The sequence below is a fragment of the Phytohabitans flavus genome (assembly GCF_011764545.1).
GTDB lineage: Bacteria > Actinomycetota > Actinomycetes > Mycobacteriales > Micromonosporaceae > Phytohabitans > Phytohabitans flavus.
Genome location: NZ_AP022870.1, coordinates 8,645,898 through 8,667,297 on the forward strand (window position 1 = coordinate 8,645,898; position 21,400 = coordinate 8,667,297).

19 protein-coding genes and 2 pseudogenes are annotated in these 21,400 nt (G+C 70.4%); 13 read left to right on the plus strand and 8 right to left on the minus strand.

Annotated elements, in window-relative coordinates; all coding sequences use genetic code 11:
* Position 1 precedes the first annotated feature (1 nt).
* From cutA to eno, 7 genes and pseudogenes are all read left to right on the plus strand, one after another.
* Positions 2 to 322 (plus strand): divalent-cation tolerance protein CutA, encoded by a 321-nt coding sequence (gene cutA, locus Pflav_RS38475; RefSeq protein WP_173041505.1) that lies wholly within the window; start codon positions 2 to 4, stop codon positions 320 to 322.
* Between the two features lie 137 nt (positions 323 to 459).
* Complete coding sequence (locus tag Pflav_RS38480) at positions 460 to 1,485, plus strand: fatty acid desaturase family protein (RefSeq protein ID WP_232072407.1); 1,026 nt, start codon at positions 460 to 462, stop codon at positions 1,483 to 1,485.
* A 50-nt stretch (positions 1,486 to 1,535) separates the two neighbouring features.
* Positions 1,536 to 2,582 carry a cation diffusion facilitator family transporter gene (locus Pflav_RS38485; RefSeq protein WP_173041507.1) on the plus strand — a complete coding sequence of 349 codons (1,047 nt, stop codon included), beginning with the start codon at positions 1,536 to 1,538 and terminating at the stop codon, positions 2,580 to 2,582.
* A complete protein-coding gene (locus Pflav_RS38490; protein WP_173041508.1) occupies positions 2,579 to 2,839 on the plus strand; it encodes a 4a-hydroxytetrahydrobiopterin dehydratase in 261 nt (86 codons plus the stop codon). Before Pflav_RS38485 ends, Pflav_RS38490 begins: the two co-directional genes overlap by 4 nt.
* A gap of 59 nt (positions 2,840 to 2,898) precedes the next feature.
* Entirely contained in the window at positions 2,899 to 4,035 is a 1,137-nt protein-coding gene (locus Pflav_RS38495; RefSeq protein ID WP_173041509.1) for an FHA domain-containing protein, read from the plus strand.
* A gap of 159 nt (positions 4,036 to 4,194) precedes the next feature.
* Positions 4,195 to 5,019: pseudogene (locus Pflav_RS44325) on the plus strand (MerR family transcriptional regulator); the annotation flags it as partial.
* A gap of 75 nt (positions 5,020 to 5,094) precedes the next feature.
* Positions 5,095 to 6,384, plus strand: a complete 1,290-nt coding sequence (gene eno, locus Pflav_RS44330; protein WP_173042875.1) for a phosphopyruvate hydratase — start codon at positions 5,095 to 5,097, stop codon at positions 6,382 to 6,384.
* A 199-nt stretch (positions 6,385 to 6,583) separates the two neighbouring features.
* Here eno and rocD read toward each other — a convergent pair whose 3' ends face one another.
* The 3 genes from rocD to Pflav_RS38520 all read right to left on the minus strand — a co-directional run bounded on the left by rocD (position 6,584) and on the right by Pflav_RS38520 (position 9,310).
* Positions 6,584 to 7,795, minus strand: a complete 1,212-nt coding sequence (gene rocD / locus Pflav_RS38510; protein WP_173041510.1) for an ornithine--oxo-acid transaminase — start codon at positions 7,793 to 7,795, stop codon at positions 6,584 to 6,586.
* Positions 7,792 to 8,592, minus strand: a complete 801-nt coding sequence (gene ddaH, locus Pflav_RS38515; protein ID WP_173042876.1) for a dimethylargininase — start codon at positions 8,590 to 8,592, stop codon at positions 7,792 to 7,794. The genes rocD and ddaH overlap by 4 nt, the downstream gene beginning before the upstream one ends.
* 142 nt (positions 8,593 to 8,734) lie before the next feature.
* Entirely contained in the window at positions 8,735 to 9,310 is a 576-nt protein-coding gene (locus Pflav_RS38520; RefSeq protein WP_173041511.1) for a hypothetical protein, read from the minus strand.
* Positions 9,311 to 9,441: 131 nt separating this feature from the next.
* Here Pflav_RS38520 and Pflav_RS38525 point away from each other — a divergent pair, with 131 nt between their 5' ends.
* The gene (locus Pflav_RS38525) at positions 9,442 to 10,245 is read left to right on the plus strand and encodes an Fpg/Nei family DNA glycosylase (RefSeq protein WP_173041512.1); all 804 of its coding nucleotides are present in this window, start codon (positions 9,442 to 9,444) and stop codon (positions 10,243 to 10,245) included.
* Between the two features lie 3 nt (positions 10,246 to 10,248).
* On the opposite strand, the gene Pflav_RS38530 is transcribed toward Pflav_RS38525, so the two are convergent.
* The gene (locus tag Pflav_RS38530; RefSeq protein ID WP_173041513.1) at positions 10,249 to 11,349 is read right to left on the minus strand and encodes a carboxylate-amine ligase; all 1,101 of its coding nucleotides are present in this window, start codon (positions 11,347 to 11,349) and stop codon (positions 10,249 to 10,251) included.
* Between the two features lie 324 nt (positions 11,350 to 11,673).
* On the opposite strand from Pflav_RS38530, the pseudogene Pflav_RS38535 reads away from it, so the two are divergent.
* Positions 11,674 to 12,998, plus strand: a pseudogene (locus tag Pflav_RS38535) (carbohydrate-binding protein).
* Positions 12,999 to 13,045: 47 nt separating this feature from the next.
* Here the strand turns inward: Pflav_RS38535 and Pflav_RS38540 are convergent.
* A complete protein-coding gene (locus Pflav_RS38540; protein WP_173042877.1) occupies positions 13,046 to 14,017 on the minus strand; it encodes a LacI family DNA-binding transcriptional regulator in 972 nt (323 codons plus the stop codon).
* A 302-nt stretch (positions 14,018 to 14,319) separates the two neighbouring features.
* Between Pflav_RS38540 and Pflav_RS38545 the strand changes: the two genes are divergently transcribed.
* Positions 14,320 to 15,687, plus strand: a complete 1,368-nt coding sequence (locus tag Pflav_RS38545) for a chitinase (RefSeq protein WP_415624409.1) — start codon at positions 14,320 to 14,322, stop codon at positions 15,685 to 15,687.
* A 10-nt stretch (positions 15,688 to 15,697) separates the two neighbouring features.
* Positions 15,698 to 17,242 carry a cellulose binding domain-containing protein gene (locus tag Pflav_RS38550; protein ID WP_232072409.1) on the plus strand — a complete coding sequence of 515 codons (1,545 nt, stop codon included), beginning with the start codon at positions 15,698 to 15,700 and terminating at the stop codon, positions 17,240 to 17,242.
* A gap of 37 nt (positions 17,243 to 17,279) precedes the next feature.
* On the opposite strand, the gene Pflav_RS38555 is transcribed toward Pflav_RS38550, so the two are convergent.
* Complete coding sequence (locus Pflav_RS38555; protein ID WP_173041515.1) at positions 17,280 to 18,284, minus strand: LacI family DNA-binding transcriptional regulator; 1,005 nt, start codon at positions 18,282 to 18,284, stop codon at positions 17,280 to 17,282.
* A 189-nt stretch (positions 18,285 to 18,473) separates the two neighbouring features.
* Between Pflav_RS38555 and fabG the strand changes: the two genes are divergently transcribed.
* Entirely contained in the window at positions 18,474 to 19,229 is a 756-nt protein-coding gene (fabG, locus tag Pflav_RS38560; RefSeq protein ID WP_173041516.1) for a 3-oxoacyl-ACP reductase FabG, read from the plus strand.
* 518 nt (positions 19,230 to 19,747) lie between these two features.
* Here fabG and Pflav_RS38565 read toward each other — a convergent pair.
* A complete protein-coding gene (locus tag Pflav_RS38565; protein ID WP_173041517.1) occupies positions 19,748 to 20,161 on the minus strand; it encodes a hypothetical protein in 414 nt (137 codons plus the stop codon).
* Positions 20,154 to 20,519 (minus strand): hypothetical protein, encoded by a 366-nt coding sequence (locus Pflav_RS38570; RefSeq protein WP_173041518.1) that lies wholly within the window; start codon positions 20,517 to 20,519, stop codon positions 20,154 to 20,156. The genes Pflav_RS38565 and Pflav_RS38570 overlap by 8 nt, the downstream gene beginning before the upstream one ends.
* 105 nt (positions 20,520 to 20,624) lie before the next feature.
* On the opposite strand from Pflav_RS38570, the gene Pflav_RS38575 reads away from it, so the two are divergent.
* Entirely contained in the window at positions 20,625 to 21,395 is a 771-nt protein-coding gene (locus Pflav_RS38575) for a hypothetical protein (RefSeq protein ID WP_173041519.1), read from the plus strand.
* The last annotated feature ends 5 nt before the right edge of the window (positions 21,396 to 21,400 follow it).

Below are 21,400 nucleotides of genomic sequence, written 5' to 3' on the forward strand. Positions count from 1 at the left end.
CGTGGAGCAGATCTGTCTGGTAACGACGGTCGTCGACGCGCGCTCGGTCGCAGACGTCCTCGCCGCTTCGGCCGTCGCCGGGCGCCTCGCGGCCTCCGCGAGAGTCGGTGGCCCGGTGGACAGCACGTACTGGTGGGACGGCCGGGTGGAAACCGCTCAGGAGTGGCCGGTCCAGTTCAAAACGGCGCCGGATCGCCTCGACGCGCTCGTCGACCACGTGCGCGTGGCACATCCGTACGACGTACCGGAGATCCTGGTGAGCACGGTCGCTAGCGGCAATCCCGCCTACCACGCCTGGGTTTACGACCAAACTCGTCACTGACGCTTCGGGGTAGCGTTACCCCTACCCCACCTCCGGGGTTCCCAGGGTTTCTCACCCCAGGCACAATGCGGAGACTTGTCTGCATGGCGCCTCGCCGACCCCGTCGGGGCGAAAGCCCTACAAGGGGAGGAGAGGTAGTGCCGGTCGGTGTGTTGGCGGAGCCTGCTCGAAAACGAGGCAGTGACTTCGCGCAGTTGTCGAAGCGGGTCAACGAGGCGGGTCTGATGGCACGCCGGCCATGGTGGTACGCGGCGAAGATCGCCTTCACCAGCGCGCTGTTCATCGGGGGATGGGTCGCCTTCTTCGTCGTCGGCAACTCATGGTGGCAGTTGCTGGTAGCGGTGTTCCTCGCCGTGGCCACCACGCAGGTCGCGTTCCTCGGTCACGACGCGGGGCACCGTCAGATGTTCCGCACCCGGCGTCCCAGTGAGGTCTTCGGGCTCGTCGCGGGCAATCTGGCCATCGGCCTCAGCTACGGCTGGTGGATGGACAAGCACACCCGCCACCACGCCAACCCCAACCACGAGGACGAGGACCCGGACGTCGCCCCCGGCGCTCTTGCCTGGACGCGGGAGCAGGCGTTGGCGCGCACCGGCGGTCTCGGCCGCTGGCTGGCCCGGTGGCAGGCGTACCTCTTCTTCCCACTGCTCACGCTCGAAGGGCTCAACCTGCACGCCGCGAGCTTCCGCGCGCTGAAGAGCGCTCCCATGCGGTACCGGCGGCTGGAGGCGGTGCTCCTCGGCGTGCACGTGGTCGCGTACCTCGCAGTGGTCTTCACGGTCCTCTCGCCCGGACTGGCGCTGCTGTTCATCGCCGTCCATCAAGGACTGTGGGGTGTCTACATGGGATGCTCGTTCGCGCCCAACCACAAGGGCATGCCGATGCTCACCGCCGAGGACGACGTCGACTTCCTGCGCAAGCAGGTGCTCACGTCGCGCAACGTGCGGGGCGGGAAGTTCGTCGACTTCGCGCTGGGCGGGCTCAACTACCAGATCGAGCACCACCTCTTCCCGAGCATGGCCCGGCCCAATCTGCGAAAGGCCCAGCCGATCGTGGAGGCGTACTGCGCGGAGCAGGGCATCGCGTACGAGGCGACCGGCTTGATCGACTCGTACAGCCAGGCGTTGCGGCACCTGCACGACGCGGGTAACCCACCGCGCTGAGCGACTGATCACGCAGGCGAGGCGGCCGGCGGTGCGGCAGGATGGACGCCATGTCGCATGACCACCCGCATGGTCACGACCACGACCACGGTCATGAGCACCGTGGCGGTGGTTGGTGGCAGCGGGTGGTCCACGCCGTCCGGCCGCACTCGCACGACACCGCGGACCAGGTTGACACCGAGCTCGAGAGCAGCCGCGAGGGCACCCGGGCGGTGTGGATCTCGCTCGCGGTGCTCGGCGTCACCGCGTTGCTTCAGGCCGTCATCGTCGCCTTGTCCGGTTCGGTGGCCCTGCTCGGCGACACACTGCACAACCTCGCCGACGCGCTGACCGCGGTACCGCTGGCGATCGCGTTCGCGGTCGGGCGGCGGGCTCCCACCCGGCGGTACACGTACGGCTTCGGCCGCGCCGAAGACCTGGCCGGCATCGTGATCGTCGTGTTCATCGCGGCTTCCGCGGTGGTCGCCGGCGTCGAGGCGGTACGCCGCCTGTTCCACCCGGCCGACGTCGACTACCTGCCCGCGGTGGCGCTGGCCGGTGTGCTCGGGTTCGCCGGCAACGAGATCGTCGCGCAGTACCGGATCCGCGTCGGCCGCCGCATCGGCTCGGCCGCGCTTGTCGCCGACGGGCTGCACGCCCGCACCGACGGCTTCACCTCGCTCGGGGTGCTGGCCAGTGCCGGCGGCCTCGCGCTCGGCTGGCGGTGGGCGGACCCGGTGGTCGGCCTCTTGATCACCGCGGCCATCCTTGTCGTGCTCGCCGGGGCGGCCCGCCAGGTGTACCGGCGGCTGATGGACGCCGTCGACCCCGAGCTTGTCGACGCGGTGGAGCACGCGCTGGAGCACACCGAGGGCGTGCTCGCCGTCGGTACGGTACGGGTCCGCTGGATCGGGCACCGGATGCGCGCCGAGTGCGACATCGTGGTCGACCCCTCACTCACCGTCGTACAGGCACACGCGGTCGCGGTGGAGGCCGAGCACAGCCTGCTGCACGCCGTACCGCGGCTGGGGTCAGCGATCGTGCACGCGGACCCGGCGCCGGTCGGCGGCCATGACCACCACGAAGCGGTGGCCCATCATCGAGAGGAGCTGTCATGACCCTGGCCGACCTGCCGGCCTGGAGCGGCGACGAGACCGAAATCACGCGGACCGCCGAGCTGCCCGGTTTCATGGACGCGATCGCGGTCGTCGACCGGGTCGCGGTGGTCGCCGAGGAGATGAACCATCACCCGGATATCGACATCCGGTGGCGGACGCTGACATTTCGCTGTAGCACGCACTCGGCCGGCAAGGTCACCGACCGCGACTACGAGCTGGCCAGGCGGATCGACGAAATCGTGGCAAACCAGTCCTGACCTGCTCGCGTTCCCGCAGCGGATCGCGGTAGACGGCCGCGATCAGGCAGGATGTCGGCGTGAGGTTCGAAGTCAGCAAGGTGCTCGACGCCATCGAGCAGCGCCTCACCACCGACCCCGCGCTGGCCCGGGCCGTGGTCGACCTCGCCGAGGTGGTGCGGTACGCCGACCTCGACGGCGGCCGCCCGGCCAGCCTGCTGCGGCTGGGGCTGGTGGTCGACGCGCTCGCCACGCAGCTAGCCGAGGACAACGCGGCTGTGTATGCGGTGGTCCACCGCGGCCTGCTCTCCGACGCCGACCTGACGTCCAACGAGCGGATGGTGGTCCGCCGCTGGGCCGACGACGGGCTCGTCGAGGTGCTGCCGACGGTGGGCGACCGGGTGCTGGAGGTCGCCGACCTGCTGGGGCTGCCGGTGCTGAGCCGCATGCGGTTCGAAGGGGTCCGCGAGCGGTATGGCTGGCTGGCCGGCCAGGCGGGCCGGCTGATGGCCCCGGTGTCCGGCAAGACCGGCGCGACGCTTGTCGCCCAGGTCGGCGGCGGCGCAGTGCCCTCGATCGGCTCGCCCGATCCGGTCGGCGCCAAGATCCTCGCCCGGCTGTGGCGCTGCCCGGAGTCCAACTGCGCCAATTTCGGCGGCGGAGGTGGCGCCTTCGCCGACCTCGCGCCCGAGCGCCGGGCCGGCGGCCAGCCCCCGCCCACGCTGCACACCGGCTCGCCGACCTGCCCTCGGCACAGCAATCCGCTCAGCGACATCGGCCCCCGCCCGCCCGCGGAGGCGCTGGCCGTGCGGGTCGGTGGCGTGATCCGCCGCCGCTTCGTGGTGGCCGAGGACACCCCGGTCGTGGTCGGCCGCGCGCCGGACAAGGACGGCATCATGCTCGGCCAGTGGCTGACCGAGGAGGCGCGGCGGTGGATCAGCCGCAACCACGTCCGCTTCGAGATGCGCGGCAACGAGGTCGTCGCCCAGGACGTCAGCACCAACGGCACGGGCGTCCGGCCCGGCGGCTCGATGGACGAGGCCGAGCGCATGATCCTCAAGCGCCAGACGCGCGTGCTGGCACCCGGCGACCTGATCGAGCTCTATCCGGGCGTGCACGTCGGCAAGGCCAAGACACTGACCTCCGCGGCCCCGCTCAACTCCGTGTCGGTCATGGCCGAAGCCCCGACGCTCTCCATGCGCATCCTCGAGCGCTGACGGTCCAAGACAAAGATTCGAGCTACCGCGATGTCCGCGGTGGTCCGGACCGCTGCTCCCGCGGCCTCACCCTCCGCGCTTCACAACCAAACCCGCGGAACGCGCAGGCCACCTCGCGCGCTTGACCTGTACCCATAGGTGCAGGTTTACGGTCGTGACATGCGAGTCGGTGAGCTGGCACACCGGACCGGGACCACGGTCCGGGCACTGCGCTACTACGAGGCGGCCGGACTGGTGGTCCCCCGCCGGCTGGGCAACGGCTACCGGGAGTACGACCCGATAGCCGTGCGTCTGGTCGAGCAGATCCGGACCCTGATGACGCTCGGGTTCAGCGTCGAGGAGACCAGGCCGTTCATCGAATCCATGATCGACGGTGACGGTAATCCGGCCGCGCTGAGCACCTACCGGCGGGCGATCGCCGGCCTGGAGCAGCGCATCGAGCGCCTGACCGACCAGCGCGACGCCCTGCTGTCGCTGGTGGACGCGACCGCTGGGCCGGCCGTCCCGCCCACGGCCAGCCGGACCCTCGGGTCCACCAATTCGCTGGGCCTCGTCGGTGCGCTCATGCCTGGGCTTACCTTCCGAGCCACCGACGGCACCGTGGTCGGACCGGCAAGGTTCGAGGGACGCCGCACGGTGCTGTTTCTGTACTCGCTGAGCAGCAGACCCGGTGTCGCCATGCCGGCCGGCTGGGACGACCTACCCGGCGCCCGGGGCTGCACCGTGGCAGCGTGCGGATTTCGGGACTTGCACTCCGAGCTGCTGGCCAGCGGCTGCGACCAGGTCTACGGGCTGTCGGCCCAGCCGACCGGCTACCAGCGGGAGCTTGCCCACCGGCTGCGGCTGCCGTACCCGCTGCTGGCCGACCCCCGCATGAGCCTGGCCGCCGCGCTTCGGCTGCCGACGTTCCAGGCCGACGGGACGTCGTACTACCGGCGGCTGACGCTCATCGTGACCGACGGCGTGGTCGAGCACGTCTTCCACCCGGTGACCGAGCCGGCCCTGCACGCCGAGCAGGTGCTGCGCTGGCTCACCGACCATCCCGAGCCGAGGAGCCAGATGACCGCCATCGACACCGTCCACGCCCGAGAGATCCTGGACAGCCGCGGCAACCCGACCGTCGAGGTCGACGTGCTGCTCGACGACGGCTCGCTGGGACGGGCCGCCGTCCCGTCCGGGGCCTCCACCGGCACCGCCGAAGCTGTCGAACTGCGCGACGGCGACACCAGCCGCTACCACGGCAAGGGCGTACGCCGCGCGGTCGGCGCCGTGCTCGGCGAGATCGCCGACGCGGTGGCCGGCCTGGACGGCCGCGACCAGGCCGCCGTGGACCGGGTGCTGATCGAGCTGGATGGCACCGCCAACAAGTCTCGCCTGGGCGCTAACGCGACCCTGGGCGTCTCACTGGCGGTCGTCAAGGCCGCCGCGGTCTCCGCCGGGCAGCCGTTGTATCGCTACCTCGGCGGCCCTGATGCCGTCAGCCTGCCGCTGCCGCTGATGAACATCGTCAACGGCGGCGCTCACGCCGACAATCCGCTCGACTTCCAGGAGTTCATGATCGCTCCGATCGGCGCGGCCAGCTTCGCCGAAGCGGTCCGGGTGGGTTCGGAGGTGTTCCACACTTTGCGGTCCGCGCTCCAGGCCGCCGGCCAGCACACCAGCGTCGGCGACGAAGGCGGCTTCGCGCCGCACCTGCGTACGGCGCACGAAGCCCTCGCCTTCATCAGCACCGCGATCAGCGACAGCGGCTACACCCCGGGCGTGGACATCGCGATCGCGCTGGATCCGGCCGCCTCGGAGTTCTATCGCGACGGCGCCTACCACTACCGGGGCGAGGACCGGGTGCGGACTGTGGCCGAGCACGTCGACTACCTGGCGGAGCTGGCCGAGACGTACCCGATCGTGTCGATCGAGGACGGCGCCGCCCAGGACGACTTCGAAGGCTGGAAAGCCCTCACCGACCGGCTCGGCGACCGCTGCCAGCTGGTCGGCGACGACGTCTTCTGCACCAACGCCGACCTGCTGCACGACGGCATCAGCCGGGGCATCGCCAACTCGATCCTGGTCAAGGTCAACCAGGTCGGCACCCTGACCGAGATGCTGACCACGATGCGGGTCGCGCGGCAGGCCGGCTACAGCGCGGTCATGTCCCACCGCTCCGGCGAGACCGAGGACACCACCATCGCCGACCTGGCCGTGGCGACCGGCTGCGGGCAGATCAAGACCGGTTCCCTGTCACGCAGCGACCGCACCGCCAAGTACAACCAGCTCCTACGGATCGAGGAGGAACTGGGCGAACGCGCCGTCTACGCGGGCCGCAACAGCCTCACCGGCCATCCCACGGCCTGAACACGCGAGAGATCGTGGTATTTAACTGCCGCTCCAGCGGCAGCTAAGTACCACGATCTGCCAGACAGCGGCCCGTCGTAGCGTCGATCAAGACAAACCGAGCGAGCTTGCCCAACCGCGGAGGGTGAGGCCGCGGGAGCAGCGGTCCGGACCACCGCGGACATCGCGGTAGCCCGGATCTCTGTCTTTGACCGTCGGCTCAGAGGATCGCGGCCAGCTGCTCGACGGCCCAGGTGAGCTCGGCCGGCTCGACCACCAGCGGCGGCGCGAGGCGGATCGTGGAGCCGTGCGTGTCCTTGGCCAGCACGCCCCGCTCGGCCAGGCGCTCGCACGCCGCCCGCCCGGTCATCAGGGCCGGGTCGATGTCGATGCCGGCCCACAGGCCACGCCCGCGCACCGCGAGCAGGCCGTGCCCCACCAGCGCGCCCAGGTCGGCGTGCAGCCGCGCGCCCAGCTCGGCCGAGCGGCGCTGGTACTCGCCGGTCTTCAGCAGGCCGACCACCTCGGTGGCGACCGCGCAGGCCAGCGGGTTGCCGCCGAACGTGGAGCCGTGCTCGCCCGGCCGCAGCACGCCCAGCACGTCCTGGTTGGCGGCCACCGCCGACACAGGCACGATGCCGCCGCCGAGGGCCTTGCCCAGCACGTACATGTCCGGGACCACGCCCTCGTGGTCACAGGCGAACGTCGTGCCCGTCCGGCCGAGCCCCGACTGGATCTCGTCGGCGACGAACAGGACGTTGTTGTCGTCGCAGAGCGCGCGCACGCCGGGCAGGTAGCCGTCCGGCGGCGCGATCACGCCCTGCTCGCCCTGGATCGGCTCGAGCAGCACGGCCACGGTCGTCTCGTCGATCGCCTTGGCAAGGGCCGGCAGGTCACCGTAGGGGACGACCTTGAAGCCCGGCGTGTACGGCCCGAAGTCGGCGCGCGCGTCCGGGTCGGTGGAGAAGCTGACGATCGTGGTGGTACGCCCGTGGAAGTTGCCCTCCGCCACCACGATGGTCGCCTTGTCGCGGGGGACGCCCTTGACCTTGTACCCCCACTTGCGAGCGACCTTGATGGCGGTCTCGACGGCCTCGGCGCCGGTGTTCATCGGCAGCACAAGATCCTTGCCACAGAGCTCGGCCAGCTCCCGGCAGAACGTGGCGAACTGGTCGTGCACGAACGCCCGGCTGGTCAGCGTGAGCCGGTCGAGCTGGGCATGCGCGGCGGCGATCAGCGTGGGGTGGCGGTGGCCGAAGTTGAGGGCCGAGTAGCCGGCGAGGCAGTCGAGGTACCGCTTGCCGTCGATGTCGGTGACCCAGGCGCCCTCGGCGGACGAGATGACCACCGGCAGTGGGTGGTAGTTGTGCGCCGTCCACCGCTCGGCCTCGGCGACCGCGGTGGGCGTGCGTACAAGATCATCAACGATCATGACCGTACCTCCAGCGTGCAGCACTTCGGGCCACCACCGGCCTTGCGCAGCTCGGACAAATCAACGCCAATTGTGTCGTACCCGCGGTCGCGTAGTGCGGCTGCCAGGCCGGTCGCCTGTACCGGGAGCACGACGTGCCGCCCGTCGCTCACCGCGTTGAGCCCGAGCACCTCGGCGTCCGCCGCCGACGCCAGGATCGCGTCCGGGAAGAGTCGCCGCAGCACCGCCTGGCTGCCGGGCGAGAAGGCCTCCGGGAGGTACGCGACGGTGTGCTCGTCGAGCACGCACAGCGCCGTGTCGAGGTGGTAGAAGCGCGGGTCGACAAGCCGCAACGTCACGGTCGGACGGCCGAAGATCTCCTGCGCGCGGTCGTGTGCGGCGGTGATGGTGCGGAAGCCGGTGCCGGCCAGCAGCATGTCGCCGACGAGCAGCATGTCGCCCTCGCCCTCGTTGACGTGCTTGGCCTCGTGCACGTCAAAGCCGGCCCGCTCGAACCAGTGCGCGTACGCCGGCGCCTCGTCGGCCCGCTGCGGGTCGCGGAACTGCACCGCCAGCACCTTGCCGTCGATCACGGTGGCGCCGTTGGCCGCGAACACCATGTCCGGCAGCCCTGGGAGCGGGTCGATCTCCTCGACGGTGTGCCCGAGGTCGAGGTAGATGCCGCGCAGCGCGTCCCACTGCCGCACCGCGAGGTCGGCGTCGACCGGGGCGCTGGGGTCCATCCAGGGATTGATCGCGTACTCCACGGCGAAGTACGTCGGCCGGCACATGAGGTATCGCCGGCTCATGGCGTCCATCGTCATGCCTATACGTTATTTTGACGCGCGCTTCGGTAACCACCGATGAACCTTGCTTCGAGCGGCGATTCGTTGCGCATTGCGGGCCATAGATAGTGGATCTGTTGTGGGGCGGCTCGCAGAGCCGCCCCACAAGCCTCGCTCAGAACCGGTCGACGGTCTGCGCGTCGAGCCATTCCCGCAGCTCGCCGACCTTGTCACTGGCCGGGCTGATCCAGGCCAGCGAGTCGGTCACCACGAGGATGCCGAAGACGACCGCACCAAGTCCGAGCACGAACGCCAGCATCGCCTCGGACCGGCCGGCCACGTGCCGGCGGCGGGTCGCGAAGATGCCGGCGATCGCGAGCAGCGTGGTGACCGCACCGGCCGCGATGCCGTATCCGGCGAGGGTGCCGGTGAGCACGGCGAGCGCGCTCACGACACCGACGACCAGCGCGAGCGCCGCCACCAGGCTCGATCGCGGCCGCGGTCCGCTCGGCTCGACCACCGGCTCGCGGGGCGTGTCGACCCGCTCCACCGGCCCCCGCCGCTCGGTCGGCGTACCGTCGCCGGTCACCGGCCGCTCGCGGACCGCCGTACGGCCCGCGGCGCGCCCGACGGCCCGCTCCTCGGCCTTGGTCTCGGCCCGACCCTCAGCCCGGCCTTCTGCCTTGCCCTGGGCGTGAACTTCCTCTTCTCGTTGCGCCTCGCCTCGATGCGTCAATGACGGGATTCGCATCGCAGCGCACCTCCTCATGCGGGCGCGGCGCACTTCCGGTTGGCCACCGCGCGGGGGATGCCCATCGGCATACCCAGATGCGCGAGAAGTCATGCAGGGCCGCGCGCCGGAGCGGTGGGTAAGGTTTCGGCGTGCCCGAAGGCCACACCATCCATCGGCTTGCCGCCCAGCACCGTTCCCTGCTCGCCGGGCGGCGGGTGACCGTGTCCAGCCCGCAGGGGCGGTTCGCGACCGGTGCCGCGCTGCTCTCCGGCGCGGTGCTGGCGGACACCGAGGCGTACGGCAAGCACCTCTTCCACCACTACGAGAGTGGCCGGACGCTGCACGTACACCTGGGCCTGTACGGCGTCTTCAGCGACGGCGAGGCGCCCACGCCGCCGCCCGTGGGACAGGTGCGGCTGCGGCTGGAGACCGAGCGCCACTGGATCGACCTGCGCGGCCCGGCCGCCTGCGAGCTCCTCGACGACCCCGACGCGCTCCGCGGCCGCTTGGGCGCCGACCCGCTGCGGGACGACGCCGACCTGGATGCCGCGTACGCCCGGATCCGGCACAGCACCACGCCGCTGGCCGCGCTGCTGCTGGATCAGTCCACTGTGGCCGGACCGGGCCTTGTGTACGTCTCCGAGGTCCTCTTCCGCGCCGGCATCCCACCGACCCGGACCGGCCGCCTGCTGACGCCGGTCCAGTGGGGCGACCTCTGGCTCGACCTGCGCGAGCTGATGAAGGAAGGCGTCAGCCGAGGCCGCATCGACACGGTGCACAGCCAGCACATGCCCGAGGCGATGGGCCGGGCCCCGAGGGTCGACCGCCACGGCGGCGAGGTGTACGTCTACCGCCGCGCCGGCCAGCCCTGCCTGATCTGCGGCACCGAGATCCAGCGCTCCGGCCTGGCCGGCCGCAACTCATACTGGTGCCCCACCTGCCAACCGTCGTGATGACTAGCCGAGGGACGTTGGCAGGGTGAGGTGGTCGAGGACGGCGGCCATGTCGCCTGTGCGGGCGTAAACCGCGCGCTGGCGGGACGCGCCTGTCCCGCGTGACCGCAACCGTCCCATGAGGAGGGTGACCAGCTCCAGGTCGCCGGTGCGTTCCAGCTCCGGGCGCACCGTGTCGAAGAGGCGCTGGAAGAGGTGCCACGCCGGGCGGCTGCGCTGGTCGGCCGGGTCGACCAGGAGGCCGGACAGGCCGTCGTGGGCGGCGCGCCAGTGTGCGGCGGAGAGCAGGTGGTGGTCGATGCGGGGTGCCGGGCGGCCGGCCTCGATGTCGCCGAGCACCGTGCCTACCAGCCCACGGGCCAGCGCGGCCACCAGGATCGTGTCGTCCAGGGTCGGGCAGACGTCGCCGATGCGTAGCTCGACCGTGGGGTAGCGGGCGGACAGGCGGGCGTACCAGTACAGCATCGCCTCGTCCAGCATCGCGCCGGCGGAGGTCAACCTCGCCACCAGGTCCTCGTAGTGGTCGTGCGACTCCAGGTACGGCGTGGGCCCGACCGACGGCCACCGCTCCCACATCACCGAGCGCCAGCTCGCGTACCCACTGTCTCGTCCGTCCGCGAAGGGCGAGTTGGTCGTCGCCGCGTGCAGGAGGGGGAGCCAGGGGCGCAAATGGTTGAGCACCTGGACGCGGACGTGCGGGTCGGGGACTCCGATGTGGACATGCACCCCGTTGAGCCCGGGGCCGGGCGAGAGCGCGCCGAAGCGCTCGACCATCCGGTGGAACCGCGGCTCGTCCACCACCGGCGGCTCGGGGCCGGCGACCGGGCAGCAGCCGATCGCGGCAACCCGCGCGCCGGCCCGCTCGGCGGCGCCCGCGATGCCGGTCCGCAGGAGGCCGAGCGAGTGCCGCAGCGCCCGCAGGTCGAGCCCGGGCGGGCTGTTGATTTCGATCTGGCTGGTCAGGTACTCCCGCGCGACCTGTCCACGCAGGTCACCGGGCACCTCGGCCAGCACCGCGTCGACGGCCGGCGCCGCCTGGCTCTTCTCGGCGTCCAGGAGGAGGAACTCCTCTTCCACGCCCACCGTCAGCTGCACGGCTGCCATGTACCCAGATCCCTCGTCGCCGGAAACACCGCCGTTTTCCGAAAATACCCCCATAGTAGGCACTACCGACCGCGTGATCATGCTGCTGACCGGCCGCTCGATCCGCGAGACGCTCCCGTTCTCCCTGGTGCGCGAGTCCCGCCGCTGAGACATCGATGAGTGTTGACAATTTGTTGCCTCGGACGTGAAACTCTGTGAGAGCGCTCTCACGGCCCACTACATCCCCCACAGAGAGGCCAGCAAATGAGAGACACGGGCACCTCCAGACCACTGCGCGGCCGCGTGCTGATCGCAGTCGGGGCGGTCTCCACCGTCGTCGCCGGCATGCTCGCGGTGACCATGAACGCCAACGCCGCGCTGCCACCCACCCCGTCCGGCTGGAGCCTCGTCTGGAGCGACGACTTCACCGGGGCGGCCAACACCCTGCCCTCCTCCGCAAACTGGATCATCGACACCGGCACGCAGTACCCGGGCGGGCCGGCCAACTGGGGCACGGGCGAGATCCAGACCTACACCAACAGCACGTCGAACCTTCGCCAGGACGGCAACGGCAACCTGGTGATCACTCCGATCCGCAGCGGCTCCGGGCAGTGGACCTCGGCGCGGATCGAGACACAGCGCTCCAACTTCAAGCCCCCGGCCGGCGGTGAGCTGCGCATCGAGGGCCGCATCCAGATGCCGAACATCACCGGCGCGGGCGCGGCCGGCTACTGGCCGGCGTTCTGGGCGCTCGGTGCGCCGTACCGGGGCCAGTACTGGAACTGGCCGGCGATCGGCGAGTTCGACATCATGGAGAACGTCAACGGGATCAACTCGGTCTGGGGCGTGCTCCACTGTGGAGTCAACCCGGGTGGCCCGTGCAACGAGACCACCGGCATCGGCACCAGCCGCGCCTGCCCCGGCAGCTCCTGCCAGTCGGCGTTCCACACCTACCGCTTCGAGTGGGACACCAACCCGCAGCAGCTGCGCTGGTACGTGGACGGCCAGCTCTACCACACCGTCAGCCAGTCCCAGGTCGGCGAGCCGCACTGGACGAACATGACCAGCCACGCCGGCTACTTCATCCTGCTGAACGTGGCGATGGGCGGCGCCTTCCCGAACGCCGTGCCCGGTGGGCAGACGCCGACCGCGGCCACGGTCTCCGGCGTCCCGATGCTGGTGGACTACGTCGCGGTTTACCAGACGGGCGGGGCACCAACCCGACCACGCCACCGCCGACGACCACGCCGCCGCCGACCGGTGGGCGGAACGCGTACGCGACGATCGAGGCTGAGTCCTTCAACGCGCAGAGCGGCCTTCAGACCGAGGCGTGCAGCGAGGGCGGTCTCAACCTCAGCCACATCGCGAACGGCGACTGGGCCCGGTACGACAACGTCAACTTCGGCTCGTCGGCTCCGGTCGACTTCGTGGCGCGCGTCGCCTCGGGTGCCGGCGGCGGCGCCAGCGGCCTGATCGAGCTACGGCTGGACAGCCCCACCGGCCAGCTGCTGGGCAGCTTCGCCCTGTCCAACACGGGCGGCTGGCAGAGCTGGCGGACCATCCCCGGCAACTCCGCGAGCGTGACCGGCACACGGACGGTGTACCTGAAGTTCGCGAGCGGCCAGCCCGCCGACTTCGTCAACGTGAACTGGTTCCACTTCCGCAGGTAGAGCGAGAGCTTCGCCGGGGCGGCCGTGAGCCGCCCCGGCGGAGTGCGTCACGACAGGCCGCGCTCGACGAGTGTGGTGGGGAGCGTGACAGTGCGCGGCCAGGAGCGCTCGCCGGCAATTCGTTGGAAGAGCAGATCGGCGGCGGTACGGGCGAGCTGCCGCGTGTCGTGGTAAACCACCGTAAACCGCTGCGGCATCAGGAACGACCGCTCGAAGTCGTCGAAGCCGACCACCTCGACCTGGCTCTTGCGCCGCCACAGCTCCTGGAGCACGCCGACCGTGATCCGGTTGTTGAGGCTGAAGAACGCGGTCGGCGGCTCGTCCGCGCCGAGCATCCCGGCCACCGCTGCGGCCGCCGTCTCCGGATCGTGCACGCCCTCGGCGACAAGCCGCTCGTCGTACGCGATACCGGCCTCGGCCAGCGCCTCCTGCGCGCCGCCCACCCGCTCCCGCATGGTGTAGACGGCGACCGAGTCGAGCAGGATGCCGATCCGCCGGTGCCCGTGGTCCAGCAGCCGCCGCACACCCGCCTGCGCGCCGCCCCGGTTGTCGAGCAGCACGGTGTCGGCGAGCAGGCCGCCCGCGGGCCGGTCGAGGAAGACGACAGGCGTGCCCATCTCGACCTCGGCCCGCAGGAACGAGTGGTCGTATCCGGCCGGCACGATTAGCAGCCCGTCGACCCGGCGCGAGCAGAGATCGCGGAGCAGCTGCTGCTCACGCTGCGGGTCCTCCTCCGAGCTGGCGGTGATCAGCAGCGTGTCGTGCTGTGCGGCCGTCTCGGCCGTGACCGCCGCGATCGTGGAGTAGAACGGGTTGGCGAGGTCTTCGATGATCAGCCCGATCGTGGCCGTGGACTGTCCCGACCGCAGCGTGCGCGCCAGGTGGTTGCGCCGGAAACCCAACTCCGCCACGCTCGCCAGCACCCGGTCGATGAGCTGCTGCTGCACGTTGGGCTCGTTGTTGACGACGCGAGAGACCGTCTTGATGCTCACGCCCGCGTGCCGGGCGACGTCGACCATGGTCGGTCGGCGATTCTCGGATGCGCGCCGGACCGGGTGGGCGGAGCGATCCGTGCCGCTCCCGCCCACGAGGTCCGATGCCTCAGCACTCATCTGACGCACGGTACCTCGGTAAACCACTGCGCGTAGACCGGTGGTCGGGCGGTCAGCGCGAGGTTCGGGCCGAGCGGGGCCACCACGGCAATCGGAAACCATCGTTCTCCCAAGGGTCTTTACAGTTACTGTTAACAGTCCTAATAATTAGGCAACGTCTATGGGAGGTTGCCGTGGCCCGTTCCAGAACCCTGCTCATCACGCTCGCGATGGCCCTGACCGCCGGGGTAGCGGCGATCTGGCTGGCGCCGGCGGCGTCGGCGGCAACGCCGACGGCCGTCTTCACGAAGACATCGGACTGGGGTTCCGGTTGGGAGGGCAAGTACACGATCACGAACGGGGGCTCGACGACGATCACGTCGTGGACGGTGGTCTTCGATCTGCCGGCTGGTACGACCGTTGGCACGTACTGGGACGCGCTCATGACGTCGTCGGGCCAGCGGTACACGTTCACGAACCGCTCCTGGAACGGGACCCTGGCGCCTGGACAGTCGACCTCGTTCGGCTTCCTGGGCGCTGGCTCGGGATCGCCGCTGAACTGCACCCTCAATGGCCAGCCCTGCGGCGGAGGTACCCCGCCGACGACCGCACCGCCGACTACCAGGCCGCCGACCACGGCCCCGCCCACGACCGCTCCGCCCACGACCGCACCGCCGACCAGCCAGCCGCCGATCGGTCCGCTGCCCAAGCACTTCCTCACCGGGTACTGGCACAACTTCGTCAACCCAGCCGTCGAGCTGCGGCTGCGCGACGTGCCCAACGAGTACGACCTGGTGGCGGTGGCCTTCGCCGAGGCGACAAGCACGCCCGGCACGGTGACATTCGGCGTCGACCCGGGGCTGGCGAGCGCGCTCGGCGGCTACACCAACGCCGACTTCAAGGCCGACGTGCAGGCGCTCAAGGCGCGCGGCAAGAAGGTCATCATCTCGGTGGGCGGCGAGGCCGGCCGGGTCGCTGTCGGTGACTCCGGCGCCGCCACCAACTTCGCCAACTCGGTCTTCGCGGTCATGCAGGAGTACGGCTTCGACGGCGTCGACATCGACCTGGAGAACGGGCTCAACCCCACCTTCATGGGTCAGGCGCTGCGGTCGCTCCGGTCGCGTGTCGGGGCCAACCTGATCATCACGATGGCACCGCAGACCATCGACATGCAGTCGACCGCCGGTTCGTACTTCCGCCTCGCGCTGGACATCCGCGACATCCTCACGGTCGTACACACGCAGTTCTACAACTCCGGCTCAATGCTCGGCTGCGACCAGTCGTTCGCGTACTCCCAGGGCACGGTCAACTTCCTCACCGCGCTCGCCTGCATCCAGCTGGAGAACGGACTGCGCCCGGACCAGGTCGCGCTCGGCCTCCCGGCGGGGCCCGGCGCGGCCGGTGGCGGCATCGTCGCCCCCAGCGTGGTCAACCAAGGGCTCGACTGCCTGGCCCGCGCCACCAACTGCGGCAGCTTCCGGCCGCCGCGCACGTACCCCGGCATCCGGGGCGCGATGACCTGGTCGATCAACTGGGACGTCGCCAACGGCAACAACTTCGCCCGCACCGTCAAGCCTCACCTCAACACCCTCCCGTAGGAGGCAAACCGTGAGAAGGCTCCTCACCCTCGCCGTCATGTCGGTCGTGGCCGCTTCGGCGGCCGTCGCGATCGCCGCGCCCGCCTCCGCCGAAACCGCGACCTTCGCCCGCACGTCCAGCTGGGGCACCGGCTACGAGGCGAAGTTCACCGTCACGAACAACACGTCCGCGACGATCAACAGCTGGAACGTGCAGTTCGACCTGCCGTCAGGCAGCACGATGGGCACCTACTGGGACGCGCTGCTCACCTCGTCGGGGCAGCACCACACGTTCACCAACCGCTCGTGGAACGGGACGCTCGCGCCCGGCGGTACCGCCTCGTTCGGCTTCATCGTCACGGGCAACGGCGACCCGACAAACTGCACCGTCAACGGCGGCTCGTGCGCCGGCGGCGGACCGACGAACCCGGGCGCGCCGGGGACGCCGGGCAACTTCCGGGTCACCGGTACGACGGGGTCCGCCATCTCGCTGGCCTGGAACGCATCGTCCGGCACGGTCACCGGCTACCGCGTGTACGAGGGTTCCACCGTGCGGGCCACGGTCACCGGTACCTCGACCACGATCTCCGGGCTCGGCGCGTGCACGTCGCACAGCTACACCGTGGCGGCGTACAACTCCGCCGGCGAGTCGGCCCGCTCCGGCGCGGTCTCGGCGACCACGACCGGCTGCCCGACCGGCGGCGGTTCGATGGCGGCGGCGCCGTACATCTACCCGGGCTGGGGCAACCCGCCCGCACCGTCCACAGTGATGACCGCGACCGGGATCCGGTGGTTCACGATGGCGTTCATCCTCTCGGCCGGCGGCTGCACGCCAGGCTGGGACGGTGGCCCGCTGACCGGCGGCGCGCACGCCAGCACGATCGCCGCGATCCGGGCGGCCGGCGGTGACGTGATCCCGTCCATCGGCGGCTGGAGCGGAAACAAGCTCGGGCCGAACTGCGCGACCCCGCAGGCCCTCGCCGCCGCGTACCAGCAGGTGATCAACACGTTCAGCCTGAAGGCGATCGACGTCGACATCGAAAACTTCGACGAGTTCGAGAACCCGACCGTGCAGGACCGCATCCTGGGCGCGCTGAAGATCGTCAAGCAGAACAACCCGAGCATCAAGACGATCATCACGTTCGGCACGACGACGAGCGGCCCGTCTTCGACCGGCATCCGGCTGATCAACCAGGCGGCGGCGCTCCAGGCGAACATCGACATCTTCACGATCATGCCGTTCGACTTCAGCGGCGGCGCGAACATGTACCAGAGCACCGTCAACGCCTCGGAAGGGCTGAAGAACGCGCTGAAGACCGCCTTCGGCTGGAGCGACGCGGTCGCCTACAGCCACATGGGCATCTCCGGCATGAACGGCCTCTCCGACCAGCAGGAGCTGACCACCCCGGCGACCTGGACACAGATCCGCGACTGGGCCAAGGCGCGCGGCCTGGCACGGCTGGCCTTCTGGGCGGTCAACCGGGACCGGCCCTGTCCCGGCGGCGGCGTGGTCTCCAACTGCAGCGGCATCGCACAGTCCGACTGGGAGTTCACCCGGATCACCGCCGGGTTCTGATCGGTACATTCCGGGGCGCCCGTACGGGCGCCCCGGTCTATGCCTGCCGGGTGCGCAGCGAGCTGTCCCGGATCTGGAGCTTCGTCTCCAGGGTGACCGTCGTCGGCGGGCGCTCGGGGTCGGCGATGCGTTTGGTCAGCAGGCCGGCCGCCTCGCAGCCCAGCTCGTACGTGGGCTGGGCGACCGTGGTCAGCGAGGGGCGCACGAGGTGGGCCCAGGGCACGTCGTCGAAGCCCACCACGCCCATCTCGTCCGGCACCGCGATCCGGCTGTCGACAAGACACTCCACCGCGCCGACCGTCATCAGGTTGTTGGCCGCGAAGAGCGCGTCGGGGCGCGGGCGCGGGCCCAGCAGCGAGGCCATCGCCCGATAGCCGCCCTCCTCGCGGAAGTCGCCGTGCCGCACCAGCTCCTCCTCGTACGGGCGGCCGTGCTCCTCCAGCGCCCGCCGGTAGCCACGCAGCCGCCGGGTCGCGGTGAAGACGCCGGGCGGGCCGCTCACGCAGGCGATCCGCTGATAGCCGGACTCGATCAGGTGGGTCGTGGCGAGATACGCACCCTGCTCGTTGTCGACGAGCACCGTGTCGACGTGGGCGCCGCTTTGCTGCCGGTCGATCGCCACGACCGGCACCCGGGCGTCGACAAGGCGATTGAGGTGGTTGGCCATGCCGGCGGGGGAAATGATCACGCCGGCCATCTGCTCGGCTAGCGCGGCATCGACGTACTGCCCCTCTTTGGTGGGGTCTTCGTCGCTGTTGCAGAGCACGACCGAATAGCCGGCACGCTGGGCGACGTCTTCCACACCACGGACGAGAGACGTGAAGAACGGGTTGCCGATGTCGGAGATGATGACCGCCCACAGCGTGGTGCGGCTCCGCCGCAAATTGCGAGCCACGGCATTGGGCCGGTAGTGCAACTCGCGCATCGCGTCGCGCACCCGCTCGGCAAGTGCGGGGTCCACATTGGCATGTCCGTTGGCCACCCGGGACACCGTCGCCGGTGACACCTCCGCCCGCCGCGCGACGTCATAGATCGTCGCCATGGCACCTCCCAAGAAAAGTCCCCGCATTGCCGCTCCGAATGATCGCAAATGCGCGCGGACTCCGATGTCCCCTCGCCCACGATACGTATTCGCCCCACACCAGGGCGCCGGGCAAAGACCCCCGGGAGGGGGAAAGAATCACAAGCTCAGGGCCGGGACGGCGGAATTACTCCCCGGTACGCTGCCGGGATGAGTGAGCAGCGAATCGCGATCGTGACAGGTGCGGCACGCGGGATCGGGGCGGCCGTCGCCAAGCGGCTGGCCGCCGACGGCATGGCGGTGGCCGTGGTCGACCTGGACGAGGCGGCGAGCAAGGCGACGGTCGACAGCATCGCGGGCGCCGGTGGGCGGGCACTCGCGGTCGGCGCGGACGTGGCCGACCGGGCCCAGGTGGACGCCGCCGTCGCGCGGGTGGTGGCCGAGCTGGGGCCGCCGACTGTACTGGTCAACAACGCTGGCGTGCTCCGCGACAACCTGCTCTTCAAGATGACCGACGACGACTGGGACACCGTGCTCTCGGTACACCTGCGCGGCGCATTCCTCTTCAGCCGGGCCACCCAGGCGCACATGGTCGAGGCGAAGTGGGGGCGCATCGTCAACCTCTCCAGCACGTCCGCGCTGGGCAACCGCGGCCAGGCCAACTACGCCGCCGCCAAGGCCGGCATGCAGGGCTTCACGAAGACGCTCGCGATCGAGCTGGGCCCGTTCGGCGTCACGGCCAACGCGGTCGCGCCCGGCTTCATCGTCACCGACATGACCGCCTCCACGGCCGCCCGGCTGCGTGTGGACTTCGAGGACTTCCAGAAGGCCATGGCGGCGGAGACGCCGGTGCGCCGGACAGGCACGCCAGACGACGTCGCGCACACGGTGTCGTACCTGGTGAGCGAGGGCGCCTCGTTCGTCTCCGGCCAGGTCATCTACGTAGCCGGCGGCCCCCGCGACTAGAGATCTTCGGTCGTAGGCACAAACAAAAGATATTGAGCTACCGCGACGTCCGCGGTGGTCCGGACCGTCGCTCCCGCAGCCTCACCCTCCGCGCTTCACAAGCCAAACCTCCTCGGCTGGCATCGCCGGCGGTGAGGCCGCGACCCCCATCCGCGCACCGATCAGAGCCGGCCGAATCGTGAACGCTCGACCGGCGCCGCACCCGGACGCTATCCGGCAGATCGTGGTATCTAGCTGCGCCTATAGCGACAGCTAAATACCACGATCGCTGACGCGCTCCGACTGGCAAGCGGACAAACCAGCTAAAGCACCCAACCCAACGGTGCCGCTGTGGACAAGCCCGCGAGATCTAGTCGACTGTCGTCCTGACGGCAGAAAGTCGACTAGATGGCCAGTGGTGAGATTGCGGCCCACCCTGGCGCCCGTGAGGCGCGGAGGGTGAGGCCGCGGGAGCAGCGGTCCGGACCACCGCGGACGTCGCGGTAGCTCAAATCTTTGTCTTGAAATGGACTTAGGGCCTAGTGGGTGCCGGCGGCTCGGTCGGCGCGGGCGGTATGGCGTAGCCAGTAGAGGCCGATGATCGGCAGGATGAGCGGGATGAATCCGTAGCCGCGGCCGTAGACCGACCAGACCGAATCGTCCGGAAATGCCGCCTTGTCCGCGATGCTCAGCGTGCCGACCACAAGTACGCCGAGCAGCTCCGCCGAGCAGCAGACAAGTGCCAGCCGGCGGCCGAACGCGCCGCCTCGGGCCAGGCCGACGGTGGCGATCAGGTAGATCAGTGCGGCGAGGGCGGAGAGCAGGTACGCCTCGGGCGCCTCGTCGAACTTCGTGGTGATTTGTACGGTGGCGCGGGCCCCGGCGGAGAGCGCGAAGATCCCGTACACGATCACGAGGACCAGGCCGGGCCCGGAGTTGAGCCGGTCACGCACCGGTGGCCTCCCAGATCTGGTTGAGCCGCGCGACCAGCACGGGCATCACGAGCATGGCCACGGTGAGGATCACCGAACCCCAGCGGGTCGGCTCCAACCGGGCCAGCGCGATGCCGACGGGTGGCAGCGCGAGGAACGTGAAGAGGTAGCCCACGAACGTGCCCACCTCGGTGGGGCGGTCGCCGCCGATCATCGCGACCACGGCGACCACGGTGAGCACAAGCGCGGCGACCTCGACGAGCGCCGCCCCCACGAACTGGCTCAGGTCCGGCGGCCGGTTGCGGATCGCCGCGACGAGGCACAGCAGCCCGACGGCGAGCGCCGCGACGGTGACAACGGCCCCGAGGGTCTCATTCACGCCGCAAACTCTACTAAGCCTGGTAGTAGCCCTGGCGAGCGCCAATCTCGGACCGCTTGTCCGGTGACGGATCAGTGACATAGCGCCTATAGTCGACATTGGTCGATGGTCACCGGGGAGGCCCTCGTGGAGCTGACCGCCGTTTCGGCCCTACTGCTGATCGCTGGCTGCGTCGTGTTCGGGATGGTCCTCCTGGCCGCGATCGCCGAGCGCCCGCGCCGCCAGCCGCGCCCCGACGTCGTCAAGCTGCGCGCCGCCGCCCGCGAGCTGGCCGCGCACGCCGGTCACACCCATGCGGTGGCTGGGCGGGCGGCCGCGGCGGCGATCGAGGCGCGGGAGCGGCTGGCCGCGTCCGAGGAGGCGCGGGATGCGGCCTGGCGGGCGCAGGAGGCAGCCGGCGCCGCGTACCAGGTCGCCTGGGGGACGGCCGCGGCCGAAAGGGACGCGGCGGCCGGGCGGGACAGCGCCACCGTCGACCTGGAGCTGGTCGTGGCGGGCGATGTGGAAGGTCCTGACGGCGACCGGCAGCGGGACGTCTCGCGCGCGGCGCTCTCCGCCTACCGTCGCGGTGAGCTGTCCGTCGAGGAGCTGCGCGAGGTGTGGCGCCGGGCCGGCGACTGGGCTCCCGAGCAGGAGGAGCGCGAGCGGCGGGCCGACCACCTCCGGGCGGAGGAGCTGGCCGCCCGGCGGGACTACGAGCGGGCCGCGATGTTCGCCCGGCAGGCCGCCGAGGCGCTGTGGGTGGCCGAGACCCAGTCGCGGGCGATGGCCGCCGAGGCGATGGCGGCCGCGACCGAGGCGCACGAGGCGCTGCTTGTCACGCAGCGGTTCGCAGGCAAGGGCAAGGGCAAGAAGAAGCGCCGGCGCAAGCGCTAGCCTGC